Origin of the sequence: Luteolibacter sp. AS25, assembly GCF_046736275.1 — a bacterium.
In the GTDB taxonomy this organism is placed as follows: Bacteria; Verrucomicrobiota; Verrucomicrobiia; order Verrucomicrobiales; family Akkermansiaceae; genus Luteolibacter.
In genome coordinates this window covers 1,426,120-1,449,795 of sequence record NZ_CP151837.1, presented here as the reverse complement: position 1 = coordinate 1,449,795, position 23,676 = coordinate 1,426,120, and the positions used below count along the sequence as shown (strand labels likewise).

Here is a 23,676-nt window from a genome sequence, read left to right as displayed (position 1 = left end):
AATGAAACCCTACCAAATCATATTTTTCGCCTTTCTGTTCGTTCCCATCCAACTAAAAGCGGACCCTCCCTCCGAGCCGAGTCCTACCGATTACTCGGTCATCCTGACGAGAAATCCTTTCGGGTCCACCGGAGAAAAGCAGGAGAGCAGACCTGTAGCTCCTACCAAAACCAGCTCATATGAACTTCAAGGAGTTACAAAAATGGCTGATGGCTGGCTAATAGTGATCGCCAATAAAGCGAATCGCACCCAGCAGATGATTATCCGCGAGGGTGCGAATAATCCTGACAATATTGTCCTGAAGAATGTCGCGACAGATCGTGAGAACTACATGAAAGCCACAGCTCTCATCGCAATCAACGGAGCTGAGCAGGAAGTCCGCTATAACCTGGAAGCTACGACAGCAGCGATGAATACTGCTGCCAAGCCAAGCGATGACGGCAAAAAGGAATCCAACGACAAGGATGATGATGATAAGGACCGTTCCGACCGTGATCGCCGGGGCCGACCTGACTCCGATAGGACAGAATACTCGAGGAGGCCCTCTTCCGGTGGTGGCGGCGGCGGCAGGGACTAGTTTTGAGAACAGATCGCTGGCTCACCGTCTTGTAACCGTTCCCTTTTAGCCCGCGGATTCTGCTATTGGTGGTTACCCTCCGGGTGACCCCGGTCGGTCAGTAATAGAAAACATAATGTGGCGGCGCTCGCAGCGCCAAACAACACCAGTGCCATTGGCAGAGAATTTCCCTTTCCTCCCAGGCCTACAATTGGAGATGCCAGCGCTCCCAAACTAAATTGCAGCGCGCCGACTACAGCTGATCCAGTTCCCGCCACAGTGGGAACTTGTCGGATTGCCAAAGCGTTTGCATTTCCGAGGATCGCCCCCACCGAAGCAACAGCGAAGAAAATTGAAGGAGCCATAAATACAGGTCCGGCGCCCAACAGTGAACCGGAAAGAATGGCAAGAGTGGCTACAATCAAAACCGCCAAACCATAAGCAATTAACTGACGGGGCTCTATTTTCGAAACGAGTTTTGCAGACACGGTTCCGAACAACACAATTCCCAAGGCATTGATAGCGAACGCCAGCGAGTATTGCGTGGCTGAAAATCCCAGAACGTTCTGGTAAATGAATGGCGAGGAAGAAATGTAACCGAACAGGGCCATGAACGTGAAACCTGTAACGAATGTATATCCAATATAGGCACGACTTTTTGCAAGCAGCTGTAGGGATCTGAAAAATACCCTTCCTCCACCAGCTATCCGACTCTCCGAGGGCAGACTTTCGTCAACATACCAGATCACACCGAGGAAAGAAACCAGCGACAACAGAGCTGTGATCACAAACACCTCCCTCCAACCGAAAAGATGGACAATGGCAGTTCCGGTTATCGGCGCTATGGCCGGCGCCACGCCGCCAATGATCATCATAATTTGCATCTGCCTTGCCGCCCATGAGGCATCAGGAGCACGATCGGCGATAATTGCGCGGGCAAGGACTACCCCTGCAGCACCACCTACCCCTTGCAATACTCTCAATGCGATCAGCGATCCAATGTTCGGGGCAGCCACACAGAGCCCGGAAGCAATGATTGCGAGGGCAGTCCCTATCAACAAAGGCTTTCGCCTGCCATACCGATCGGAGAGCGGGCCGATGATCAGCTGTCCCATTGCCAGTCCAATAAGAAAACTTGTGAGTGTCAACTGCACCGACGCAGCACTCACGGCGAAATCCACGGAGATTTGCGTGAATCCCGGCAAATACATGTCTGTAGCGAACGGAGCCACCGCCGAGAGCAACGCAAGCACCAGGATTGCGATAGCTGAAAGTGGTGCCCGGCTGGAAGTAGGATTAAAAACCATAAGGGTATATGAAAATTGAAACGTGCTGTTTGGGAACCGTTCTTGCAACGGACCATTTATTAACATATTAACTGTAGGTATGCAACCTGACTCCTTCCGACTGCATCTCCTGCTTCATTCCGCTGACCTGGTGGAGCGGGAACTTGAACGCCGTCTGGGCAAATATGGGATCCGTCCCAGACAAGCTCGAATTCTTGACGCGCTGGAACGCATGGGCTCTTCCGCACAGAGCGAAATCGCGCGAGAATTCGGGGTTTCTCCTGCGAGTATGAGCACCATGACAGCCAGGCTCCTGTCTGCCGGGCTGATCTCCAGAAAAGTTGACCCAAACGAAATCCGAAGCAATGCCATTGAATTGACCAATAAAGGCCGCACAATGCTTGAGCAGGTCCACAAGGTCTGGCTGGAGATCGATCAGTTTATCGAAGAAACGATTGGTAAGAAGGAGGCGGAAACCTTGGCGGAACTCACCCGTTCCGTCCGCGATAAATTGGGAGGAAAAGTGCCGGGTCTCGATTCAAATCTCAGCGGTTCAGCATAAGGAGCCGCAGACAAGCAATTCCCTCATGCTTTGGATTTAAACAGCTTCCCGACTTCTCGTGTTTCGCAGGAAGATATTTCTGCAGTACATGGCAGAACACCGAATGTCCTCGTCGGCTGTGTTTTGGGCCTTCTCGATCTCTGAACCGGAAACTTAAAATCATCAATCGGCACGTTTCCTATAAAAAGGAGAAGGCCGCCAAGTTATTGATACTTAGCGGCCTTCATTGGTTGCGGGAGCAGGATTTGAACCTACGATCTTCAGGTTATGAGCCTGACGAGATACCTGACTTCTCCATCCCGCGATTAGGATGTTTGCCTTTCGGCTGGACGGACAAACTACACGAGATTTACCTCACTCCGCAAGAGTTATTTTGAATCTTCCTCCATTTTTTGATTCTTTCCTTCACAGAGATGCCAAACACCTTCCACCAAACAGAGATTCTCGCACAAACCAAGTGGGAAAGACGTTGCGAAAGCCATTATGCCAGAGCATCCGAACTAACCAGCGGGCCTAGGAAACGGCGGGATCGGGGTGAGTCCCATCCGGTGGAAGACTTTCTCTTCAACTATTACCCCTACCCTATTGCGATTATAGAGCTGTGGCATCCGGGCCCGGGAATTGGTCTACTTGTGGAGAATATCGAGGCACTACCACCTAGATTTCAGGGAAAATTTTATACGCTGGAAGACGATATCTGTTTTCTGAACCTCGAAAAGTTAACCGTAAAGCTCAGAGAACGGCTGGTTTGGATCAAGGATCTCCTAATTGCCACCGAAAGTCGCCCGCCGAACTTCGCATGCCATGGTCTCCATGAATGGGCCATGGTTTATCGCGCGGAGGAAATTAGGCACGCGTCCCTCGCACCTCTGCGGATAGGCCAGAAAGCCACCGACGATTTGGTGGAATCGAGAGCCATCACTTGCACGCACCACGATGCGTTCCGCTTTTTCGCTCAAAGTGCCAGACCACTGAACCGTATCCAACCGACAATCGAAACGAGACTTCTCAACGAACAACCCGGATGCGTGCATGCGAACATGGACCTCTACAAATGGGCCGCAAAATCCATGCCTTGGGTTGGCTCTGACATCCTTCTGGAAACCTTCCATCTCGCAACCAGATTGCGGGATCTGGACATGCGCGCCAGCCCATATGATCTCAGCAAGTGGAACGTCACGCCTATTAAAATCGAAACCGCAGAAGGGCGCCGCGAGTATGAAAGGGATCAAAAAATCCTCGCTGAAGAAGCCTCGAAACTGCGCAACAAGTTGATCATGAGCCTCCTTGGTATCACAGATACGGCCTATTTAGCTAACGGTTCCTAAATTCCCTGCCATCCCAGCTTCTGCCTCAGCGCCTTGTAGAAAGAGGTCTCTTTCAGCCGTAGCAAATGGAACGACCGGCTGGATTTCTTTACAAAAACCCGATCCCCGGAATCAATTCTGGTGGTATCACGTCCATCCACCGTGAAGATCATCGGCCCATCGTCGGCCCTTTCAGGGAAAATCTCTATCTCCACATCATCGGAAAGCACCAGCGAACGCTGGCTCAGACTGTGCGGACAAATTGGTGTAATCGCCATCACCTTCGACTGCGGTGCAATCAATGGCCCTCCGGCTGAAAGACTATAGGCGGTGGAACCCGTTGGAGTTGCAACTATAAGACCGTCCGCTCGATACCGGTTCAGCCACTCGCCATCCACCTTCGCTATTAGTGTCACCAGGCGTCCTGTCTCGCCGCGGGCAATGGTTACCTCGTTGAGACCAAAATACCTCTGTTCTGTGCCATCCAGTCGCTTGATTGTCGCCTCCAATAGCATCCGGACGCTGATCCGGTAGCTTTTCTCAGCAAGAGAGGCTGCGAAATGATCGATTTCCGCATCCGTGCAGGTAGTCAGGAAGCCGAGCGTGCCGATATTGATTCCGGCGACTGGTTTTCCAAATTTTCCGAACTTGGAAACGGCATGCATCATGGTGCCATCGCCACCCAATACGGCAGCCATATCCACGTGCTTGGAAAAACTATTTGCTGGAATTCCTCCCTCTTCGCCAATGAATTCAGCCGTAACGCTGTCCAGAACGCATTCAAATCCGCGATAACGGAGAGCGGACCGGAGCATATTGAGAGTTTTTACTCCCGCTGGCTTCCGGGGATTTAGCAGCAGACCGATTTTCACTTGGTTTAAGGTGGTTGGAATAGTTAATACTGACAAGCATCGATAGCTCAGGCCGAATAGAAATTATACTCCGATCATGCTTTTGATCTTCGGAACTATCTCTTCAAGTTCCTGGACAACGACAAATTCTCCATCGTAGCACCACTCGCCCAATAGTTCGATCAAAGGCGTCCAAAAGCGTTTCCCGGATGAATCCATCCTGTCATAGACAATCACTGGCTTGTCACGCATACCTTTCTTCGCCTGATGCTTGAAGATCATAAGAGCCAGCATTTCCTGCACAGTCCCTGCACCACCCGGGAAAATGACAAATGCCTCGGAGCGCTCGATCATGATTTCCATCCGGGTGTAGATATCAGGCTTCAGCCAGAAACTCGAGAGCCCATCGGGCAGTCCTTCCAGCTCGATGATATGAGGCACGTTCGAGCCCCCTGTCCACCCTCCGGCATCTACGGAGCCGCGCACGACTTCGCCCATAATTCCGGAACTACCGGCTCCTGAAACACATCCCAAGCTGTTCTCCGCCAGTTGCTTGCCGAATTCATAGCCATCTGAAAGATAACCTTCCTTCTTGATAGATGCCGAGCAAAAGACACATACGTTACCGATGTGGCCTTCCGGAAGTGGAGTCTCGAATGACTCCCCTGCCACCTCTCCGGTGCGTTCACGTCCTACATCCGGCAGACCGTTTTCCCGGGCTTCTTCCAATAGCTCCAGCACACCCTCAACGTAATTCGTTTCCAGCAGGTATTCGCGGGCATTCTGCTGGATGGTTCCCATCTCGTTCAGATGCTCCAGCACTCCGTAAAGCTTATCCCACGAGTGATCCGAATTAAGAAGTACAGTCGGTTTGTTCTCCAGATTCTTATCCAGCGTCTGATAACCTACGAAAATCGAGATAGCTTTAAACAGATCCTCCAGAGAGGCACCGGGGGTAAATACAAAAGCCTCTGATTCTATTATCTTTCTCTCAATATTCGATAGCGATATCCGCTGGTCTCCGTTCGAATTGTAGATATCCCACCCACGGCTGAAGAGCATATATAGCAACTTGGCCCGTACTTGTCTGTTTGGATCTTTTTCACCTGTGACGATCCCCGCTAATCTTACTTTTGGCATGTCGCTATTTTCTGTAATCCAGTAACCGACACTTTTTCGACGGTCTTTCGCTGGACGGCCATCCTATGCCACGTCTAGCTTCTGTCATGGATAATTTTCTACAAGCTGCAGTGAACGAAGCCACGCTCGGCCTCGAAGAAGGCGGAATCCCGATCGGAAGTGTTCTCGTCCACAAGGGTGAAATCATCGGCCGGGGCCACAATCGACGCATTCAAAAAGGTAGCACCGTCCTACATGGGGAAATGGACGCGCTGGAAAACGCAGGCCGCCTTTCACCGGCCATCTACCGGGAATGCGTTCTCTACACCACCCTTTCTCCCTGCCCGATGTGCTCCGGGGCCGCGCTACTCTATAAAATCCCACACATCATTATCGGCGAAAACAAAACTTTCCTAGGCGCCGAAGAACATCTCCGCGCCAATGGCGTAAAGCTCGACGTGGTAAACGACCCCACGTGTATTGAAATGATGGAGCAGTTTATCAAAAATAATCCAACTCTTTGGAACGAGGACATCGGAGAAGTCTAGAGGTATCACTCTCATGCGCTTACCCCAGCACGATATTACTCTTCTACCTGATCATTCGCTACTGATCGAAAAGGAGAAACGCCATCTGGTTTTAGCTGATGTGCATCTGGGGAAATCCGCTACTTTCCGTGCGGAGGGCCTCGCTGTTCCTGAGGGTGATTCGAAGAAGGATCTCGACCGTATCGCCGCTCTAGCCGACCGGTATTCACCGGATCAAATCATCATCGCGGGCGACCTGTTCCATGCCGCAACCGGCCTGACTCCGGATCTCTTCGAACTTGTTTCCGACTTCGTCGGCAGTCTCGCTATTTCCGTTGTGCTGGTGAAAGGGAATCACGATCAGAAAATCAAGCACCTCCCGGATTTCCTCCCGCAGCCAGATTACCTGGATATCGGCAGCATACGGATCATTCACAAACCCGAGGAAGCCTCTCCCGACCATTTCAATATCTGCGGCCACATTCATCCTATTGTGAAAATACCAGATGGAAAACGAACCCACCTCCGGATGCCCTGTTTCCATTTAAGGGAAAATACTCTCACCATTCCTTCCTTCGGAAGTTTCACAGGTGGCCAGATTGTCCGGCCTGCTCCGGCGGATCGATTTTTTGTCACCCACCAGTCAGCAGTCATCGAGCTGCCTGACGCGATATTTCAAAAATAAGCCAACCAGCTACTCAGCCAGTCTCACAACCAGGCGGCCTGGCTCGATCTTCAGATCCTCTATTCCACGGAGCCCTTCCATACTGCCGAACACCTCGCTCAAAAGATCCTTTCCCTTCAGCCCCGCCAGCCAGTCATTGGGCATGGAGACACCCCAGACTGTCAAATCGTCCAGCACCAGCGATGGGCGGTCATCGATCATACCGACCAGAAACCGCGCCCGTGCCTTCAATTTTTTCCCACCCATAACTGGCAGATCTTCGTCCAGATCCGTCTCGATACGGGCATGTATCTCATCTGTTCCCAGAGAAAATTTCAGCTGATTTCCAAGATCGGTATTCTCGTTCAGCAGACCGTTCAACTCGCGCTCGGTAAGGATAATTTCCTTCCTACCCTTCTCATAAGTCGGCTCTTCGAGCGTGCTAATCTTCTCTTCGATCACACCCACCTCCTGCTGGGAGAGCTCCACAGGCTTGATAGGCCTGTTGAACCAGAACCAGGCCGCAACCGCTAGGATCGCAATCAGAGCCAAAGCGATCACCCCCGCCAGCAGGCACGATATCTTCCGAGGTGAAGGTTTCCCAGCAACCTCAGACGTGGCAGTTTCAATATCGTTCATAACCGGAGTCTAATACATGATACCACGCTGGCAAGCTACCGGTGCCATCGCCCAAAATGTCCGTATATCAGGAAGTTTGCCCCCTCCCGATGGTCGGAGATACGAAGTCCACATCTCCGATCACGCACTTTCGAACTCACTTCTGCGGCGGCGCTCCTCGATCGCAATACGCATTTTGTTGAGAAATCCCAAATAAGTCAGACAAAGCACACGCTTGGGTTCGCTCTTGATGCTAAGGGTATGTGACGAAAGTGAAACAGGTCATTTGGAAGCCATTCTCGACATAGTTCCAAATGTGGCAAAGCATTTGCTCTCAGATCTCGCTCCTCCCCCCGTTTCCGGCTACCCATGAAATTCTTTAACTCACTCTCCCCGGCACTACTTGCCCTCGCTCTTTCCTCTTGCGGAGCAGTCAGCGCAGTGAAGAGCACCGCGTCAAATGCCACCAAGGCCGTTACGGATTTCTCCATCACGGATCTTACCTCTTCCGGCGTAGATGTCGTCGAAGTCCGTGAAAAGGACCTCAAGGAAATGCCACTCGGCAAGGACCGCGCCATCGCCTTTGAGAAAGAACGCAAGCGCTCCTTCTGGTCGTTTGCCCTTCCCTCGGACTTCGAGGAACCCGTGCTTCCGGAGTTCACGGATGGCGATATGGATGGCTCACTGCTCCCACCGAAGAGCTCCAGCTGATCCGTCACGAAGGAAACACATCTCCGCACTTGCCCATCGGTGGCTTTTCTCCGAAAACAACCGGAGATGAAAATACTTGTTGTCGGCAAAGGTGGTCGTGAGCACGCCCTGATCCATACCCTCTCTCAATCTCCGGTTAAACCCACCCTCTTCTGTTTCCCTGGGAGCGATGCCATTTTCGAGCTCGCGGGGAAGACAACCGCCACAGATCTCCACTCTCTCATCGCCTGGATGAAGGAAAATCAGATCGACCTCTGCATCGCCGGAGAAGAATCCTATCTCGTCACCCAGGAGGGCCTCGCCAATCTCTGCGCTGAAAACAATATCCCTTGCTGGGGCCCACCGAAGGAATCCGCCCAGCTCGAGGCCAGCAAGGAATTCGCCAAGGACTTCCTCCTCAGGAACAATATTCCCACCGGCGCTGCCGTTGCCTGCGAGTCGCTTGATGAGGCCGTAACTGCCATCAACTCCACCTACCCGACTGTCCTCAAATTCGATGGACTCGCTGCCGGAAAAGGCGTCGCGGTATGCCCGGATGAAAAAGCAGCCATGAATTTCCTCAACGAGGTGTTCACCGAAAAACGCTTTGGCCCCGGCCGCCTCCTCGTCGAGGAATGCCTCGTGGGCCCGGAGGTTTCCATCTTCGCAGCCATCGTCGATGACGAATATATGATACTCACACCGGCCCGTGATTACAAACGCCTCGAAAACGGCGATCACGGCCCAAACACCGGCGGCATGGGCGCGGTTGCCTCCAGACAACTCATTTCGGACGACCTCCTTCAGGTAATCGATGAAGCAATCGTTGCTCCAACTGTTCAGGCACTCGTTTCGGAGAAACTTCCATATCGTGGCTTCCTCTACTTTGGTCTCATGCTCACATCCGACGGGCCGAAAATCATCGAATACAACTGCCGCTTTGGTGATCCGGAGTGCCAGGCGGTCATGCCGCTCCTTCAGGGAGACCTCGCCACCTTCTGCATGGATGGCGCTAAGGGCACCCTGAAAAAGGAAACCATCTCCTTCACCGACGATTGGTCCGTCTGCGTCATTCAGGCATCCCACTCCTACCCCGAAGGCTCCCGCTCCGGCGATATCATCCAAGGCATCGAAGATACCGGCCAACAGGTTTTCCATTCCGGCACCAAACTCGTCGATGGCCAGTGGCAGACCAATGGTGGCCGCGTGCTCGCCTGTGTCGCACAGGGAAATGATCGCCTCTCCGCCGTTTCCGCCGCCCACGCGGCAGCAGATAAAATCACCTTCGACGGCCAGCAGCGCCGCACCGATATCGGCATCCTCAATTTCCCTGAGGCGAAATCCCACGCACCGGAGAACATCAAGCTCACCCTCACTGCTGACGATATCGATGCCGGGGTCAAAACCCTCGCCGCCGCCATCCGCGCCGCGAAACCGGACGGTGCCATCGCACTCATCGGCATCCGCTCACGTGGTGATGAAGTGGCCGAGCGCCTCCTAACCCAGCTTTCGGAAGACGATCGCGATCTCGATTTCGGCGTCCTCGACATCTCACTCTACCGGGATGATTTCGAGCACCTCCACGAAAACCCGAAACTTCAGGAAAGCGACATCCCGTTCTCCATCGATGGTGCACACATCATCCTCGTTGACGATGTTCTGTTCACCGGCCGCACCATCCGCGCGGCTCTCGATGCCCTCTCCGATTACGGCCGTCCGGCCAAAGTGGAGCTGGCAGTCCTGATCGACCGCGGCCACCGTGAACTCCCTATCCACGCAACCTACACCGGCATCAATCTCGAAACAGAGCGCCACGACCATGTCCACGTTTCCCTCGAAGGACTGGACGGCGAGGATCTCGTCCGCGTGGTCAGCACGACACAAAAATGATTCCCGATAAGAAAAAGACCCCGGAAGAAATCGCCGCTCTTCGCGAAGAGCTGGGGATTCCAGACGAAATGCCGAGACCTCCTCTCTCGGCATCCCGCCCCCTTCCCGCTCATTCGGAAACATCCTCACCCGCTGAACTGCCACGTCCAGCCCCTATCCAGCCGGCACCCGTCACCCCTCCGGAGCCTGATCCGCGGGAATTACTTCCCAAAACCGAACTCCGGGATCCGGTCGTTCACCTCGGCGTTCCGGCTGCGCCTACATCCGAAGACGCCTACAAACCAGCTCCGGTTTACCACTCCCTGCGGAAGCACGAACTCCCGCTCGCTCCCGCTCCGGAAACAACTCACAAGACAGAGCTTCCCACCCAGCGACACGATCCACGCAGCATCGCCCAGATCCGCAAGCGCGAGGAACTCGGCAAGCTCAACCAACCTAGCATCGATCCCGTGGCCCAGCTCCGCAAGATCACCGCACACCCGGTTCTACTAGGCGGAACCTATCTCCTAAGCCTCATACCGTCACTCCTCGCCTACCGCGGCGTACATTTCATCACTCCACTCTGCCTGCTCGCCCTCTGTTCGGCGCTGGCACTCTACATTTTTCTCAAAAAGAAACGCTCACGGCACCATGCTGCTATCCTCGCCATCATCATCCTGATGACACTCGCCTTCGGGGGATTGCACTACGCACCGCTTTTTAATTATGGCTCGTAAAGATCTACTAGACATCGCATCGCTCGAACGGGAAGAGATTGATCTCATCCTCAATCAGGCGTCCCCATTTAAAGAACTCTTCACCCGCTCGGTGAAAAAAGTGCCCGCCCTCAAGGGTAAATCAGTCCTCACCCTGTTTTACGAGCCATCCACACGCACCCACTCGTCCTTCGAGGTTGCCGCGAAACGTCTTTCCGCTGATGTCACAAACTTCGATGTCCGCCACTCATCCGTGACCAAGGGAGAATCCGTGCGGGAAACCGTGGAGACTCTCCAGGCCATGCGTACGGACTACATCATCGTCCGCCACCCGCGCTCCGGCCTACCCGCAGCAATTGCGGCACAGACGAATGCCTCCGTGGTCAACGCTGGTGACGGCGCTCACGCCCACCCTACCCAGGCACTACTGGACGCTTTTACCATCAAGGAAAAATTCCCTGACCCAGAAGGGAAAAAAGTGCTTATCATCGGCGATATCCTGCACTCCCGCGTGGCCCGCTCCACCTCCTGCATCCTCAAAAAACTCGGTGTAAAGGTCGCCTTCCTCGGCCCGGGATCGCTCAATCCACGCAATGGCCCGGAAAATGTCCAGCGCTTCACCGACTATAAATCGGCCATGGCCTGGAGCCCGGACATCGTCTACCTGCTCCGCGTTCAGATGGAGCGCCAGGACGCACCGTTTTTCCCTTCCTTGCGGGAGTATCACAGGCTCTACGGAGTCACCGATCAGCGCCTTGAGGAAATCAAGAAACGCGGTCTCTACATCATGCATCCCGGCCCGGTGAATCGCGGCGTGGAGCTTTGCGATGCAGTCATGGACTACGAGCGATCCCTCATAAACGACCAGGTTGAAAACGGGATCGCAGCACGGATGGCGGTCTTGTATTATCTCAAGCCCGCTTCCGATTCATAGGAGTGTCTCCCGTTTCACCGGGAGCTCTCATTACTTCCCGGGCATCAGAGTTCCACTCTGTTGCACCGAGCTGAATTTTTTACGGACAAGTGCGTCACGCGCCGCAGTCGTCGGTCCTGCACTTTCCCCCATCATCGTCCGCATTTCTTGGTCGAAACCCTGGTTCTCGATATCTGCAACTGATGCCGGTTCCACTCCCATCAACACGGTAGCGGCATTGATTTGCTCACCGCGCACCGCGACTTTGTCCAAGGACTGCTGGTATTTCGTCACCATACCCTTAATGTCACCTACCGATTTGATCTCAGCGATCGTTTGATTCAGAGCCGCCACCCGGCCGGGATTGGAAACGAACCAAGCACTCCCACCCCCGGTCACGCCAAAGAATATAAGTGCGGTTATCATCAAGCTCCGGCGCTTGCTGCGCTTCTCTTTCGCTACCTTTTCATCAAGTATTGCAGCCAGTTCCGAATTGATCGTATTATCTAGTGAAGCAGTGGCCTGCTCCTCCACAACTTCAGCTGAACCGAATGCATACCGCTGATCTACGGCCGATGACTGATGCGCCGGTAGTGGAGCAAAATCAAAACCCTGCGATGGCAGGGCCGCCTGCTGGGGAGCATGGTCCGGAGGTTCTACATCTGATTGAAACGGTGCTTGCTCCTGTGGTGTGCCTCTCTGAAATCGACTTCCTACATTTGCTGCCTGGTTGTCAAGAGTGCCATGAGCTGCAGGGCCGCTTTTACGTTGGGATTCCGGAGTCCCGAATCGGGAAGGCGGTGCTTTCTGATGAAGGGCTGCTTCAAACAGTTTATCCAAATCTTCTCGATCCGTCATAGTGCATAACTATATGCCTACTTAGTTAACCAAGGTCAATCTTCAAACCATCGTTATAATCAATTCTACGTGATTACGTGAACAATCATACGGGATCGCGTGATGTTGTAAAAAGCCACCTAACAGTCTTCGCTGGAACACTTACTGGGACTGCCCCTGCACTTGCCCTTCACCAGGGGGGCTTTGTAAAGGAGGTAGTCTTTTGGTGCTAATTCCAACTTTCAGAGTAGTTCCAACACCGGTGATACCTGTAAATCCACCAGCCACAGGCATAACTCCGCGAGGATGATGACTTACTCCCACAGCTATGTGTCCGGGACCAACACGCCTGCCCACCGATGGGTCATATCCTGTCCAGCCGTAAGCCGGGAGATAAATTTCCGCCCAGGCATGTGTCGATCCACGACCTACCTGTGAATTTCCGCTCTCCATGTAACCGCTCACGAAACGTGCAGGGTATCCCAGTGCACGGCTTGTCTCCATCATCAGCACTGCCATATCGCGGCACGATCCACTGGCCAATCTCAGGGTCTCGGCTGGGGATTGCACACCCGACTCCTCTCTCCGCCTATATTTGATCACCCGGTGGATAAGTATCGCCATATCATCGAAAATAGCTGCCTTCTGCCCCGGCTTCGGTGCCAAGCCCGTTCCGCTGAACCAGTTCCGAAGATGCTCCACCTCCGGCGGATAAATGAACTGAAAATATGGCACTGCCACCATCTGCTCAATGCCCGCCACCAGCGAAGGATGCGGGACATAGATCGGTGCATCCCCGTCCTCCGCTTTCGGTGGGACGCTGACGGTAAACTCGGAAACAATTTTCAACTCGCTGGACTCTTCGGAGATTTCTGCCACCGCAATCGAGTTATCCAGCATATCACGATACCAACTGATCTTTGATTCAGGATAAGTCCTGAGGTTCATCGTATTCAGTCGAATATCGTGACCCTCGCGGGGCCTGAGAACTAGACGGTGCGGAGAGAACTTCACCGGTGCCGTATACGTGTATACAGTTTCATGGGTTAGCTCAATTTGCTCCCAGGTCTCCGGTGGTGCAGTGAAAATCTTCATATGCCCCTATCCTCACAGAAGAGCAATCGCCTGGCCAGCCGTTACCAGACTGTCACGGGTGATCGGCACAAATCCGGAATCGTTCAGTTCGCAGGAAATGACGCTTTTCTGCAGCATCGGATCACCGAAAATCGTGCACACGGCTGCATCAGCCGCATCCCGTCCGGTTGCGATTCTTACCAGTCCGTTAAGTGGAGCCAATCTTGTTGGATCAAAGAAATACCACCATCCACCGATGAATACCTCGAAGCAGGCATGGAAATCCGGTGGATCCAGCTGATACGCATACACTGTTGCGTAGCGCGCGGGCACGTTTAGCGCGCGGCACATCGCGATGCCCAGATGCGCGAAATCACGGCAGACGCCTTCTTTTTGCTCCAGCGTGTCTACAGCAGAGGAAGTTTCCCCTGAACTTCCGCTCACGTAGGAAATATTTTCATAAATCCAATCACTGATCCCGGAAGCAATATCATAGGAACCCTGAAGATGGCCGAAAAGATCGTTCGCCTGCTGGCGGAGAACGTCGGATTGGCAGTAGCGGCTCGGGAAAAGAAATGGAATGCCCTCCGGATTCATCTCGGATGCATGATCAGCGGGAATATCACTGAGATTCACAATTCGGAAGGTCGTATCCACCTCAGCCTGATAGGTGATCGAAAGATTTCCCGAGTTCATGGTCCGGATTCGGGAGAAGCGGTTCATTCCGCTCATGATATGGAAATCTTCCACATCCACGTAAGGATTTACCTCCAGGCGCTCGTTCTGTATCGTTTGCCCGCCTGTCTGAATACATCTCAGCGCGAACAAAAACGTAGCGGGATTGTTGAGTTGATACTCAAGCTCACAGCTGACTTTGAAATTCATTTGATTTGGTTTGGGGATAGGTATTAAAGGACTTTCTTTTTGCGTAAAAAGCCCCTCGGGAATCATCCGTCGGGGCTGCGTTATAGCAATAAGATATTGAACTGTTAGGCAACTTGGTCTTCGAGGCGCTCCAGAGTTTTAATATGGCTTTCCACCTTCGGAAGCAGTGCGGTTTGGATGAGGGTCTTGCAGTGGTCCATCACGTCGTCGCTTTCCAGCGCTTCCTGATAGTCCTTCTGTCCGTGCTCCTCGCCGTTTTGAAGTGATTCGATGGCAGATTCCTTACCGAAGAGGTTTGCCGCACATTGGATGGCATTTGCAAATGTGCCCCAGGCGCCGGAATCGGTCTCAGGCTCACCGCCCATTTCCACCACATTTTTCGTAAGGATGCTTACGGACTCACGGTGCTCGTTCTGGATGCGGCGAAGCTCGGAAGTAGCCGGTGATTCCGGATGCTTCTCAATAGCCCTTTCATAGGTTTCCACTGCGGAAAGCTCTCCGCGGAGCAGCTTGTTACAGGTCTTGATACAGTCGTCGTTGATAAGTGATGCGCTCATAATGATTTGTTTGGTTAATTTTTCTGTGAAACACAGATATCGAATACTTTGCACAACAGATACCAACCCGGGATTCCCATAAAATAAGGGTTCAGTGAAAATCCTAATATCACCTCTATCGCGCTTCGCATGACAAACCCTGCGGATTGCAAGCCCCCGGCCATCGCCTGTTTTACCAAGCTTCCTCCTTTTCCTATCTTCCTCCGTCCCGTTAAGTAGCTCCAACCAATGGCCTATCTAGACGAGAACTTTCTACTCTACTCGGAGACCTCACGCCGCCTCTTCCACGAGGTCGCCTCTCACCAGCCAATCATCGACTACCACTGCCACCTCTCTCCCGAGGAAGTAGCCACCGATCACCGCTGGGAAAACATCGCCGATATGTGGCTCGGCGGGGACCATTACAAATGGCGGCTCATGCGTGCTAACGGCATCTCCGAAAACCGCATCACCGGCAGCGCCAGCCCGCGCGATAAATTTCAGGCCTTCGCGGAAACCGTCCCCTACACCCTCCGGAACCCCATGCACCACTGGGTCCACATGGAGCTCCAGCGCTACTTCGGCATCCACACCCTACTCTCCCCGGAAACGGCAGATGAAATCTGGGAAAAGACCAACGCAAAGCTCTCCGCCCCGGACTTCTCCGCCCGCGGCCTTCTCGATCAATTCGACGTCCGCGTCATAGGCACCACGGACGATCCCGCAGATGCACTCGATCATCATGAAAAAATCATCCAGGCCGGCATCAAAACAAAAGTCGTCCCCACCTTCCGCCCGGACAAAGCCTTCCAGGTCAGCAACCCGGAGCTACTGAACCCATGGATCGATAAACTCGAAGCCACCTCCGCCACCTCTATCGCCACCCTCCCGGATCTCCTCTCCGCTCTTGAAAAACGCCACGACGACTTCCACGCACTCGGCGCCCGCCTCTCGGATCACGGGCTTGATCGCTGCCCGGCACTACCCTGCGCCGATGCCCAAGCCGCCGCCATCTTCGCCAAAGCCCGCTCCGGCGCCGCCGTCTCCCTTGAGGATCAGGAACGCTTCTCCTTCTACCTCCTCGTCTTCACCGGCCAGCTCGATGCCGCCAAAGGCTGGACGAAACAGCTCCACCTCGCCCCCATGCGGAACTGCAACTCCCGCATGGCCGCCAAGCTCGGCCCGGATGCCGGCTTCGACACCATCGGAGACACCATGCAGGGCGAGTCCCTCCGCATCTTCCTCGATGCACTCGCCTCCCGCGACGCCCTCCCCAAAACCATCCTCTACAACATGAATCCGCGCGATAACTACCTCTTCGCCGCCATCACCGGCGCCTTCCAGGACGGCACCGTCCCCGGGAAAATCCAGTTCGGCTCCGGCTGGTGGTTCCTCGATCAGAAGGAAGGTATGGAAATGCAAATCAACGCCCTCTCCTCCACCGGTCTCCTCTCCCGCTTCGTCGGCATGCTCACGGATTCCCGCTCATTCCTCTCCTTCCCCCGCCACGAATACTTCCGCCGCATCCTCTGCAACGTCATCGGCACCGAAGCGGAAAAAGGAGAACTCCCGGATGACTTCGCCACCCTCTCCACACTCATCGCAGACATCTCCTTCCACAACGCCAACCGCCACTTCGGCTTCAACGTATAGGAACCCCCGGCCACCCGCCGCCCAGCCCACACCCCGCGCAAAACCCAAACCTTCCGCAAGCCCAGTGAAAATCCCCACAGCCCTCCTCCTACTCGGCACCCACCTCCTCGCAGCCCAGCCCCTCTACATCGGAACCAACGCGGAAGGCATCTACCTCGCCGAATTCGATTCGGAAACCGGCACCCTCACCACCCCCCGTCTCGCCGCGGAATTCCCCCGCCCCGGCTTCCTCACCCTCCACCCGGAAAAATCCATCCTCTACGCCGCCTCCGCCGGAAACTCCCTCGCCGCCTACTCCATCACAGCGGAAGACACCCTCCACCTCCTCGGGAAAATCGGAAGCAAGGGCAACAACCCCTGCCACCTCGCGCTCGACGCAACCTCCCGCACCATCGCCCTCGCCAACTACGGCAACCGCATCCTCACCACCGTCCGCTTGGATCCCGCCGGGAAACCCCTCGCCCACGCCAGCGTCATAGAAATCCCCGGCTCCAGCATCCACCCGCAGCGCCAGAAATCCTCCCACGTCCACGGCGTCTACTTTGATGAGGCCAACCGCTACCTCCTCGCTCCCGACCTCGGCACCGATAAAGTCCTCATCTACCGCTTCCATCCGGAAACCTCCACCATCACCCCGAACGAACCCGCCCACTTCTCCTCCCCACCCGGCTCCGGCCCACGCCACCTCACCTTCTCGCCGGATCAAAAACACATCTACATAAACAACGAGCTCACCAGCACCATCTCCGCCACCACATTTCATCCCGAAACCGGCGCCCTCTCAGAAATCCAGACCATCTCCACCCTCCCCGCAGACTTCCACGGGGAAAGCACCACCGCAGAGATCGGAGTCCACCCCAACGGCCACTTCCTCTACTGCTCCAACCGCGGACACGATACCATCGCCGTCTACCGCCGGGATCCGGAAACCGGGAAACTAACCTACCTCCAGCACGCTCCCTGCGGCGGCAGCATCCCCCGCCACTTCACCATCCACCCCTCAGGGAAATGGCTCCTCTGCGCCCACCAGAAGTCAGGCTCCATCTCCGTCCTCCCCCTCGATCCCGCCACCGGCCTCCTCTCCCCACCCGGAAATACCGTCACCGCCCCCTCACCCATCTGCCTCATCTTCCGCTAATCAGCCATCAACCCATTCACTAAAGAAGTGAAACCACTCATCCTCTGCGCCCTCCTTCTCACCTCCTGGTCCTCCTCACCACACTCGTCCACCTCATCGCCAATCCTCCTACCCCAAACAGACTGAGGAATCTCGCCGGCACGGAGCTTCCCGGCACCGCCCGGCACCTCCAACATCATTTCAGTGGGGTCGGTTTCTCCGGCTACACCGATGATATGCCGCCAGTAATATTCAATACGGCGCATCACGAAGTATTCCATGCGTATACTTGCGAACACAACGTATCCTAGCAGGGTCTGCGCGGGGTATTTTTTCTCAAGCTAACGCTGGTGAAGACTCCTACAGACTCTTCAAACTCCCTTGGGCTTTGCTTCTTTCGAGAAAAGGGGAACTAGCTTGAGTATGGCGCTAGTCCGGTTGGGCACATGAAGCTTGTCATAGATATTTTCCAAATGCCGTTTGATCGTCCCGGCGCTGATCCCGAGTATCAGCGCTATCTCCGCGTTCGTTTTCCCCTCACAAAGCCAGCTTGCAACTTGCCTTTCACGGGGAGTAAGCGAAACACCATCGTTCATTCCCTTGCGCGGTTGAATGTAAATAACTGCCGCTCCGCTTTGGCAGGAGGTGGCAGGAATGAAAATCAGCGAGCATTTGCCCCAGATTTCCTCCAAATCAAGTCTCTGGAGCAGAGGCGAGGTTGAACTGCCCCTTTGGAATAACCATCGCGCGCAGTTTGTTGCCAGCGTTACCATCGATTTTGCAGGAATAGCGGGAAACGTTTCCCCCATCCAACGGATGAAATTTTCCCTCAGAGCTAGTTGTGAGAGCGGCAACTGATCGAAAGGGAAAATGCGGAATACGTCAGTTCCCAGATGCCCGTTAATTTCCCTTATTTCCAATACCGATCGAAAATGCGGAATCATCAGCCGGTATAGATCCCTTTCTTCCTTACGGAATGTGCGGGATTCGCGGATCGCGCACGTGCTGAGTATGGAAGCTGTTTTGAGCTTTAAATCTGTGCCTAATGCGTCATCCATGCGGACGTATGGTCGAGCATGCCTGTACATTGCGCGGTTACTCCATTGGCGGCTGGAAATGGCATCGGATATTGCCGCTATTTCACCATGGGTCTGATAAATGAGGGGATGGCTGGCTGCGGCACCAAGTGTGCTCGTGAGAAATCCTCTGGTGCGTTCGTCGAGATCTGAAGAAAACCGGACCTCTCCATCTCCATGGGTGAGGAAAGAAAGATGAATTTCGCCTGGAATCACCTCTCCGAGCATCTGGGAAATTGCCTCCAATGGGCAGGAGAGCAAAGACCTGCTATAGAATTCCGCAATCTTCGTGTTGAATCTGCTTATTTCCATTGGTTCAGTGCTAGGAAAGGTTTCTCAGACTACCGGAGGATCTGCTCTATAACAATCCCGTTAGGCTTTTGGCAAGTAAGTCCATACACGGTTTAGAATCTGAAGGCAACGTGGCATGTGCCGGTTGGCACATTGACCCGATTTTTCAACCTACTTAATAAAGGTTCGTGATCAACTCCTCTTACTGTGTAACCGCATGAAAGCTCCTTCCCTATTGCTCGCTCTCAGCCTTTTCCTATCCGCTAACTCATACGCGCAAGAAACCGATGTGCAAACCACCAACATCGTCGTCTTCGATGCCAGCGGGAGCATGTGGAATAGGATGGAGACCTCCACGCGAATCGAGATCGCACGGGAAGTGATGAAGCAGTTTCTCGATGGATACGATACCAGGCAACCACTGGGGGTTATCGCATACGGTCACCGCAAGCGTGGGGATTGCAGCGATATCGAAATACTCGTCCCACCCGCGAACATCGATCCTGCCGTTGTTTCCAAGCAGATCAACGCACTCCTGCCGAAAGGGAAGACCCCGCTCGCGGAGTCACTACGCCGCGCCGGCGAGCTCATCCCGAAAACATCCGAGGACGCGAATATTTTGCTAATCACAGATGGCCTGGAAACCTGTGATGGAGATCCGTGCGCAGTCGCTAAGGAAATGATCGAGTCAGGCATCAAAGTGCGCGCCCACGTTGTCGGCTTCGGCCTGACGAAAGCGGAAGCCGATTCGCTGGCGTGCATTGCGGGGCTGACCGGGGGTCAGATGTTTAACCCGAGCAATGGCGACGAACTGCTCGACGCACTCAAGCAATCCGTAGCGGCAGAGCCGGCAGCCGTTACCGAGAAGGAACCGATGGAGGAAAAAACCTTCGAAGCGATCGTCAATTTGAAGGATATCGGATTTGGGCTACCCAGCGGCTTCATGAAATGGACGGCGACCGGGGAAGCAGGCATTATCCGTGATCTCGGCACCCATAAAGGAAGCAGACTCGCCACCCGGCTGCCTCCCGGAACTTGGAGCATCGTTGCCGATGGTGCGGAGGGCCGTGGAGAAGGAAATGTCATCATCTCCGGGCCAGCGCGGGCATATCTCGATTTTACTGCGGCGCAGATCGACGCGGAGATCCTGAATGAATCCCCACTCACCGCCGGTGTGCAGGCTTATATCAAGCTCCGCATCAATACCCCGCCTCCCGGAAATGCCCTATCCCATTTCAAGATCGGTATTTTTCCGCAGGATGATCCGTTGACGAAAATTATCGCGAGTGGACAGAATCGTTATGTTTTCGCAGGGAAAAAGATCGTCCCCGGTGACTACAACGCCTCAGTCCACATGCCTAAGATACCGGGCCGTTACAAGCTCGCCTTCGTTAGGACATCAGGGGAAGCAGTCCTCGCGGAAAAATTTATCGATGTTGTCGCAGTGCCCGAGCTGAAGCTGGACGTGCCTGAGCGCGTCGTCGCCGGATCTGTCTTCTCACCGGGAGTCACTAGCGGCTTCGCGAATAGTGATCGCCTCAATCTTTTCAAAATGAAGGAGGACGGCAGCCGTGGCAACCAGATTTCCACTGTCTCGTATGCGACCCACATCCAGCAAAACGAAGGCTTGATCGACGCACCCGCCGAGCCGGGAAAATATTTACTGGAGCTCATAGCAAAGACCGCAGACAGCAAAAACTCACCTAAAACCACTGCGGAGTTCACTGTCGTCAGTACCCAGGATTTTAATGCCGCCGCGCCAGAGGCCGCAATGGAAGGAGAAGTCGTTGCTGGAAAAATCCCAGTTTCCCTGATGCTTGATGGCGATGCGGAACAGCCGAAGAACGATCGCGAGCTGATGTGGAGTGTGCGCCCTGTTAAAAAATCTCCTGAAGGAAAATGGGTCTACGACCGCGAACACCAGACGCCGATGGGCGAGTCCAGAATGCTCGCTTCGCCGGAAATCCAGTGGGATCTATCCCCGGGTTTCTGGGAGGTCTCCGTGCTCGTTGGCGACAATCGTCTCAACCGTGTCCTCATTGCTGTAGATCCGGCAGCTAACGAGCACGCCTTCCTCATCTCAGCTGAAAAGCTACCGAAGCCCGCCGTGGGCCAGCCGACGCAGTGGATGATCCCTCCGAAAGGCGGCGAGCCTGTCCTTACAGAAGCTGCTGCTCCAATGGATCCTAAAGCAAAAATCGACGTGCGCCTATCCTTGCAAGGAATTGCCGATGACGCCCGTGTTACTTGGTCCATCAATCCTCTCGATGCCGATGGCGTCACGCTCTCACGCGACGGCCGCATGGGTGGTGGTGGAAATACCACCGGTGGGGATCGCATGATGGCCCTCGTTCCCGGAAAATGGAAGCTCACCGCGAAATCCGATGGTGGGGAATTTTTCCTCATAGCCGATGTGGCACCTGGCAAAATCGGGCAGGTTTTCACCCTCGAAAATCAATCCTCCAGCGGCGCTATCAAACTTGATATCTCGAAGACAATTTCCTTTCAGGAGAATGGTTTCATCCCCATCGACATAGAGCTCCCACAAGGGTTCAAGGGCACTCTCGCAATGCACCCGGAATCCGATCCCGACGGAAAAGCTGTCTTCGAAATCGATGCCCAGCAGGTCGCAACTGCCAGCGATCCGGGAATTCCGATGCCAGCACAACCGGGAACCTATGAACTCCGTATCGTGGATTCAGACGGGAATCTCCCCATTAAGGTTTCTTTCGAAATCGCCGCACAGGAAGCTGCCGCACAGGAAGGCAAGGAGCCAGAGCTACGTAGATTCGAAGGTGGAGTCTTCGGCACGGGCACTGTGATGGTCGAGATGAATGGCAAAACTGAAGAATTTGTCACCACTTCCACAGCGGTCAAAGCTCCCCCCCAGAAACTCGACAATCCCGATGCACAAAAGTTTCTCGACTCCATGGAGGGCAAGGTCATTGACACCGCCGTACTGCAGTTGCTTGCCGGCAGCCTTTACGTATCACTCGATGCATACGGCAATATCGACGATTTCGGACCGGAAATGATGGGAGAAAAACGAACAAGTTTCGCGGTTAAATTCGCGCTCGATCCCAAGACCCTGGACCTTAAACCAGGTGCCCGCGAGCTGACTTACCATGCGCCTGGCAGCAGGATAACCGATGGTAAGGTGGCCCCGGATTATGAGCTGAAGCTCGATTCTATAACCAAACTTCCGAAAGGTGGACTCGCCCTGAAGGGCAGCTTTTCCGGCACACTCATCCAGGATGTGAGAGGCCAGAAACTCGAGAAGGCCATTCCTGTAAAAGGCACCTTCGAAGTTCTACGCGCCAGCGGTAACGACGCCGCCAGTGACCTCCTCCGCGTAAAATGAATTCTCCCGTTGTTCGGGACACCCTATCACGCAAACTTATCAAATCCGTCTTCACAGCGATCCCGGAGCCAAGCGAACGAAAACTTTTCCCATCCAAGGAAGCCTCTTTCCCATCAGAACATGAAATATCTCACCTCCATATTTATCGCCTTAGGCACTCTATCTATCCACGCAGCAGAGACCATCAGGTTCGATCGCGTGATTCCCATGCACTCGATGCTTCACCTGAAAAAAATCAATCCCAGCGCCCCTCTTGGCACCCCGACCGGGAATCAAAAGGACGTCATGCTCGACGGTAAGTCCGGTAGAGCCAGCTCCTCCCTCGGAGAGATGCAGGGATCGCCCCTGAAGAACGACCCGAAGGCGACCGCCACCATTCGCTTCAATGACAGCCGGACGACGTGTAAGCTCGATATGACCAGTGATGGCAATAAAATTTCCGTCCCGCTTCAGCGCAGCCAATACAAGGCGGAAAATCTCCGGTTCGGCGCCTTGACCTACGACGAAATCATTTCAGGGACCAGATGGACGGACTATAACCCGAAAACCAAAGGCGTCTGGCTGGGAAATGAAGAACGCGATGGCGCGGTACTCGAATACACTCTGGTGTGGGCTAGCGAAAGAAATTACCTACTGAAAGTCATCGGAAAGATTCCCGGCAAAAACCTCTCCTTCGGAGAGTTTCTCTACGGCTTGGAATACGATGTCGTCATAGAAGCAGGTAATGATTGAAAGCAGATAAGGACGGATGCTTCCCCGGTCCAAAGGCCGCCGCTTCATTCGTGAGGGACAGCGATCGGCCGTATCTGAAATTCCCACCTCCCGCCCGGCCACGGCCTCTCCCCCCGCTAATCGACTTTGCCAGCCGGCAAAGTCATTTCCCCAAGGCCCATTTAGCCCATTTCGAGACCCTGCAAGCTCATCTCTAAGGGGTACAAGGTCATCTCGTACCCCTTAGACTTCATCTCGTACCCCTGCGACTTCATCTCGCAACCCTGCGACCTCATCTCGCAACCCTGCGACCTCATCCCGCAACCCTGCAACCTCATCCCGCAACCCTGCGACCTCATCCCGCAACCCTGCAACCTCATCCCGCAACCCTGCAACCTCATCCCGCAGCCCTGCGACTTCATCCCGCAACCCTGCGACTTCATCTCGTACCCCGTCA

The 23,676-nt window shown here is 54.2% G+C and carries 24 protein-coding genes and 1 tRNA gene; 13 read left to right on the top strand and 12 right to left on the bottom strand.

The window, feature by feature from the left end:
• Window position 1 precedes the first annotated feature (1 nt).
• Window positions 2–577, top strand: coding sequence for a hypothetical protein (locus tag AAGA79_RS06720; RefSeq protein ID WP_411828006.1), 576 nt, complete (start codon window positions 2–4; stop codon window positions 575–577).
• A 62-nt stretch (window positions 578–639) separates the two neighbouring features.
• Here the strand turns inward: AAGA79_RS06720 and AAGA79_RS06715 are convergent, their stop codons facing one another.
• Window positions 640–1,863: a multidrug effflux MFS transporter gene (locus tag AAGA79_RS06715; RefSeq protein ID WP_411828005.1), complete on the bottom strand. Its 1,224-nt coding sequence runs from the start codon at window positions 1,861–1,863 to the stop codon at window positions 640–642.
• Window positions 1,864–1,942: 79 nt separating this feature from the next.
• Here AAGA79_RS06715 and AAGA79_RS06710 point away from each other — a divergent pair, with 79 nt between their 5' ends.
• A complete protein-coding gene (locus AAGA79_RS06710) occupies window positions 1,943–2,404 on the top strand; it encodes a MarR family winged helix-turn-helix transcriptional regulator (protein ID WP_411828004.1) in 462 nt (153 codons plus the stop codon).
• A 227-nt stretch (window positions 2,405–2,631) separates the two neighbouring features.
• Here AAGA79_RS06710 and AAGA79_RS06705 read toward each other — a convergent pair.
• Window positions 2,632–2,708 (bottom strand) — tRNA-Met (locus AAGA79_RS06705).
• Window positions 2,709–2,817: 109 nt separating this feature from the next.
• On the opposite strand from AAGA79_RS06705, the gene AAGA79_RS06700 reads away from it, so the two are divergent.
• Window positions 2,818–3,732, top strand: a complete 915-nt coding sequence (locus tag AAGA79_RS06700; RefSeq protein ID WP_411828003.1) for a 3-methyladenine DNA glycosylase — start codon at window positions 2,818–2,820, stop codon at window positions 3,730–3,732.
• On the opposite strand, the gene AAGA79_RS06695 is transcribed toward AAGA79_RS06700, so the two are convergent.
• Entirely contained in the window at window positions 3,729–4,526 is a 798-nt protein-coding gene (locus tag AAGA79_RS06695; RefSeq protein ID WP_411828002.1) for an NAD(+)/NADH kinase, read from the bottom strand. The two genes, AAGA79_RS06700 and AAGA79_RS06695, sit on opposite strands and share 4 nt — an antisense overlap.
• Window positions 4,527–4,646: 120 nt before the next feature.
• Entirely contained in the window at window positions 4,647–5,702 is a 1,056-nt protein-coding gene (locus tag AAGA79_RS06690; protein ID WP_411828001.1) for an LOG family protein, read from the bottom strand.
• Between the two features lie 86 nt (window positions 5,703–5,788).
• Between AAGA79_RS06690 and AAGA79_RS06685 the strand changes: the two genes are divergently transcribed.
• Together AAGA79_RS06685 and pdeM are read left to right on the top strand one after the other, a co-directional pair.
• On the top strand, window positions 5,789–6,229 hold the full coding sequence (locus AAGA79_RS06685; protein ID WP_411828000.1) for a nucleoside deaminase: 441 nt from the start codon (window positions 5,789–5,791) through the stop codon (window positions 6,227–6,229).
• Window positions 6,230–6,242: 13 nt separating this feature from the next.
• Window positions 6,243–6,893, top strand: coding sequence for a ligase-associated DNA damage response endonuclease PdeM (gene pdeM, locus AAGA79_RS06680; RefSeq protein WP_411827999.1), 651 nt, complete (start codon window positions 6,243–6,245; stop codon window positions 6,891–6,893).
• A 9-nt stretch (window positions 6,894–6,902) separates the two neighbouring features.
• Here pdeM and AAGA79_RS06675 read toward each other — a convergent pair whose 3' ends face one another.
• Window positions 6,903–7,511 carry a hypothetical protein gene (locus AAGA79_RS06675; protein ID WP_411827998.1) on the bottom strand — a complete coding sequence of 203 codons (609 nt, stop codon included), beginning with the start codon at window positions 7,509–7,511 and terminating at the stop codon, window positions 6,903–6,905.
• A 348-nt stretch (window positions 7,512–7,859) separates the two neighbouring features.
• Between AAGA79_RS06675 and AAGA79_RS06670 the strand changes: the two genes are divergently transcribed.
• The 4 genes from AAGA79_RS06670 to AAGA79_RS06655 all read left to right on the top strand — a co-directional run bounded on the left by AAGA79_RS06670 (window position 7,860) and on the right by AAGA79_RS06655 (window position 11,699).
• Entirely contained in the window at window positions 7,860–8,201 is a 342-nt protein-coding gene (locus AAGA79_RS06670; RefSeq protein ID WP_411827997.1) for a hypothetical protein, read from the top strand.
• A gap of 66 nt (window positions 8,202–8,267) precedes the next feature.
• Window positions 8,268–10,070 (top strand): phosphoribosylamine--glycine ligase, encoded by a 1,803-nt coding sequence (gene purD / locus AAGA79_RS06665; protein ID WP_411827996.1) that lies wholly within the window; start codon window positions 8,268–8,270, stop codon window positions 10,068–10,070.
• Window positions 10,067–10,786 carry a hypothetical protein gene (locus AAGA79_RS06660; protein WP_411827995.1) on the top strand — a complete coding sequence of 240 codons (720 nt, stop codon included), beginning with the start codon at window positions 10,067–10,069 and terminating at the stop codon, window positions 10,784–10,786. Before purD ends, AAGA79_RS06660 begins: the two co-directional genes overlap by 4 nt.
• Window positions 10,776–11,699: an aspartate carbamoyltransferase catalytic subunit gene (locus AAGA79_RS06655; RefSeq protein WP_411827994.1), complete on the top strand. Its 924-nt coding sequence runs from the start codon at window positions 10,776–10,778 to the stop codon at window positions 11,697–11,699. Before AAGA79_RS06660 ends, AAGA79_RS06655 begins: the two co-directional genes overlap by 11 nt.
• Before the next feature lie 30 nt (window positions 11,700–11,729).
• Here the strand turns inward: AAGA79_RS06655 and AAGA79_RS06650 are convergent, their stop codons facing one another.
• The 4 genes from AAGA79_RS06650 to AAGA79_RS06635 form a co-directional block, all read right to left on the bottom strand.
• Window positions 11,730–12,518, bottom strand: coding sequence for a hypothetical protein (locus tag AAGA79_RS06650; RefSeq protein WP_411827993.1), 789 nt, complete (start codon window positions 12,516–12,518; stop codon window positions 11,730–11,732).
• Window positions 12,519–12,677: 159 nt separating this feature from the next.
• Complete coding sequence (locus AAGA79_RS06645; RefSeq protein ID WP_411827992.1) at window positions 12,678–13,610, bottom strand: transglutaminase family protein; 933 nt, start codon at window positions 13,608–13,610, stop codon at window positions 12,678–12,680.
• Between the two features lie 12 nt (window positions 13,611–13,622).
• Complete coding sequence (locus AAGA79_RS06640; protein ID WP_411827991.1) at window positions 13,623–14,474, bottom strand: transglutaminase-like domain-containing protein; 852 nt, start codon at window positions 14,472–14,474, stop codon at window positions 13,623–13,625.
• Window positions 14,475–14,578: 104 nt separating this feature from the next.
• Window positions 14,579–15,031, bottom strand: coding sequence for a DUF2383 domain-containing protein (locus AAGA79_RS06635; RefSeq protein WP_411827990.1), 453 nt, complete (start codon window positions 15,029–15,031; stop codon window positions 14,579–14,581).
• Between the two features lie 228 nt (window positions 15,032–15,259).
• Here AAGA79_RS06635 and uxaC point away from each other — a divergent pair, with 228 nt between their 5' ends.
• A complete protein-coding gene (uxaC, locus tag AAGA79_RS06630; RefSeq protein ID WP_411827989.1) occupies window positions 15,260–16,663 on the top strand; it encodes a glucuronate isomerase in 1,404 nt (467 codons plus the stop codon).
• Between the two features lie 64 nt (window positions 16,664–16,727).
• Window positions 16,728–17,801 (top strand): lactonase family protein, encoded by a 1,074-nt coding sequence (locus AAGA79_RS06625; protein WP_411827988.1) that lies wholly within the window; start codon window positions 16,728–16,730, stop codon window positions 17,799–17,801.
• Here the strand turns inward: AAGA79_RS06625 and AAGA79_RS06620 are convergent.
• Both AAGA79_RS06620 and AAGA79_RS06615 read right to left on the bottom strand, forming a co-directional pair.
• Complete coding sequence (locus AAGA79_RS06620; protein ID WP_411827987.1) at window positions 17,798–18,079, bottom strand: hypothetical protein; 282 nt, start codon at window positions 18,077–18,079, stop codon at window positions 17,798–17,800. The two genes, AAGA79_RS06625 and AAGA79_RS06620, sit on opposite strands and share 4 nt — an antisense overlap.
• Before the next feature lie 72 nt (window positions 18,080–18,151).
• Window positions 18,152–19,168, bottom strand: coding sequence for a helix-turn-helix domain-containing protein (locus AAGA79_RS06615; protein ID WP_411827986.1), 1,017 nt, complete (start codon window positions 19,166–19,168; stop codon window positions 18,152–18,154).
• Window positions 19,169–19,364: 196 nt separating this feature from the next.
• Between AAGA79_RS06615 and AAGA79_RS06610 the strand changes: the two genes are divergently transcribed.
• Together AAGA79_RS06610 and AAGA79_RS06605 are read left to right on the top strand one after the other, a co-directional pair.
• Complete coding sequence (locus AAGA79_RS06610; RefSeq protein WP_411827985.1) at window positions 19,365–22,508, top strand: vWA domain-containing protein; 3,144 nt, start codon at window positions 19,365–19,367, stop codon at window positions 22,506–22,508.
• A gap of 120 nt (window positions 22,509–22,628) precedes the next feature.
• On the top strand, window positions 22,629–23,240 hold the full coding sequence (locus AAGA79_RS06605) for a hypothetical protein (protein WP_411827984.1): 612 nt from the start codon (window positions 22,629–22,631) through the stop codon (window positions 23,238–23,240).
• Between the two features lie 222 nt (window positions 23,241–23,462).
• Here AAGA79_RS06605 and AAGA79_RS06600 read toward each other — a convergent pair whose 3' ends face one another.
• Window positions 23,463–23,648, bottom strand: a complete 186-nt coding sequence (locus AAGA79_RS06600; protein ID WP_411827983.1) for a hypothetical protein — start codon at window positions 23,646–23,648, stop codon at window positions 23,463–23,465.
• Window positions 23,649–23,676: the final 28 nt, after the last annotated feature.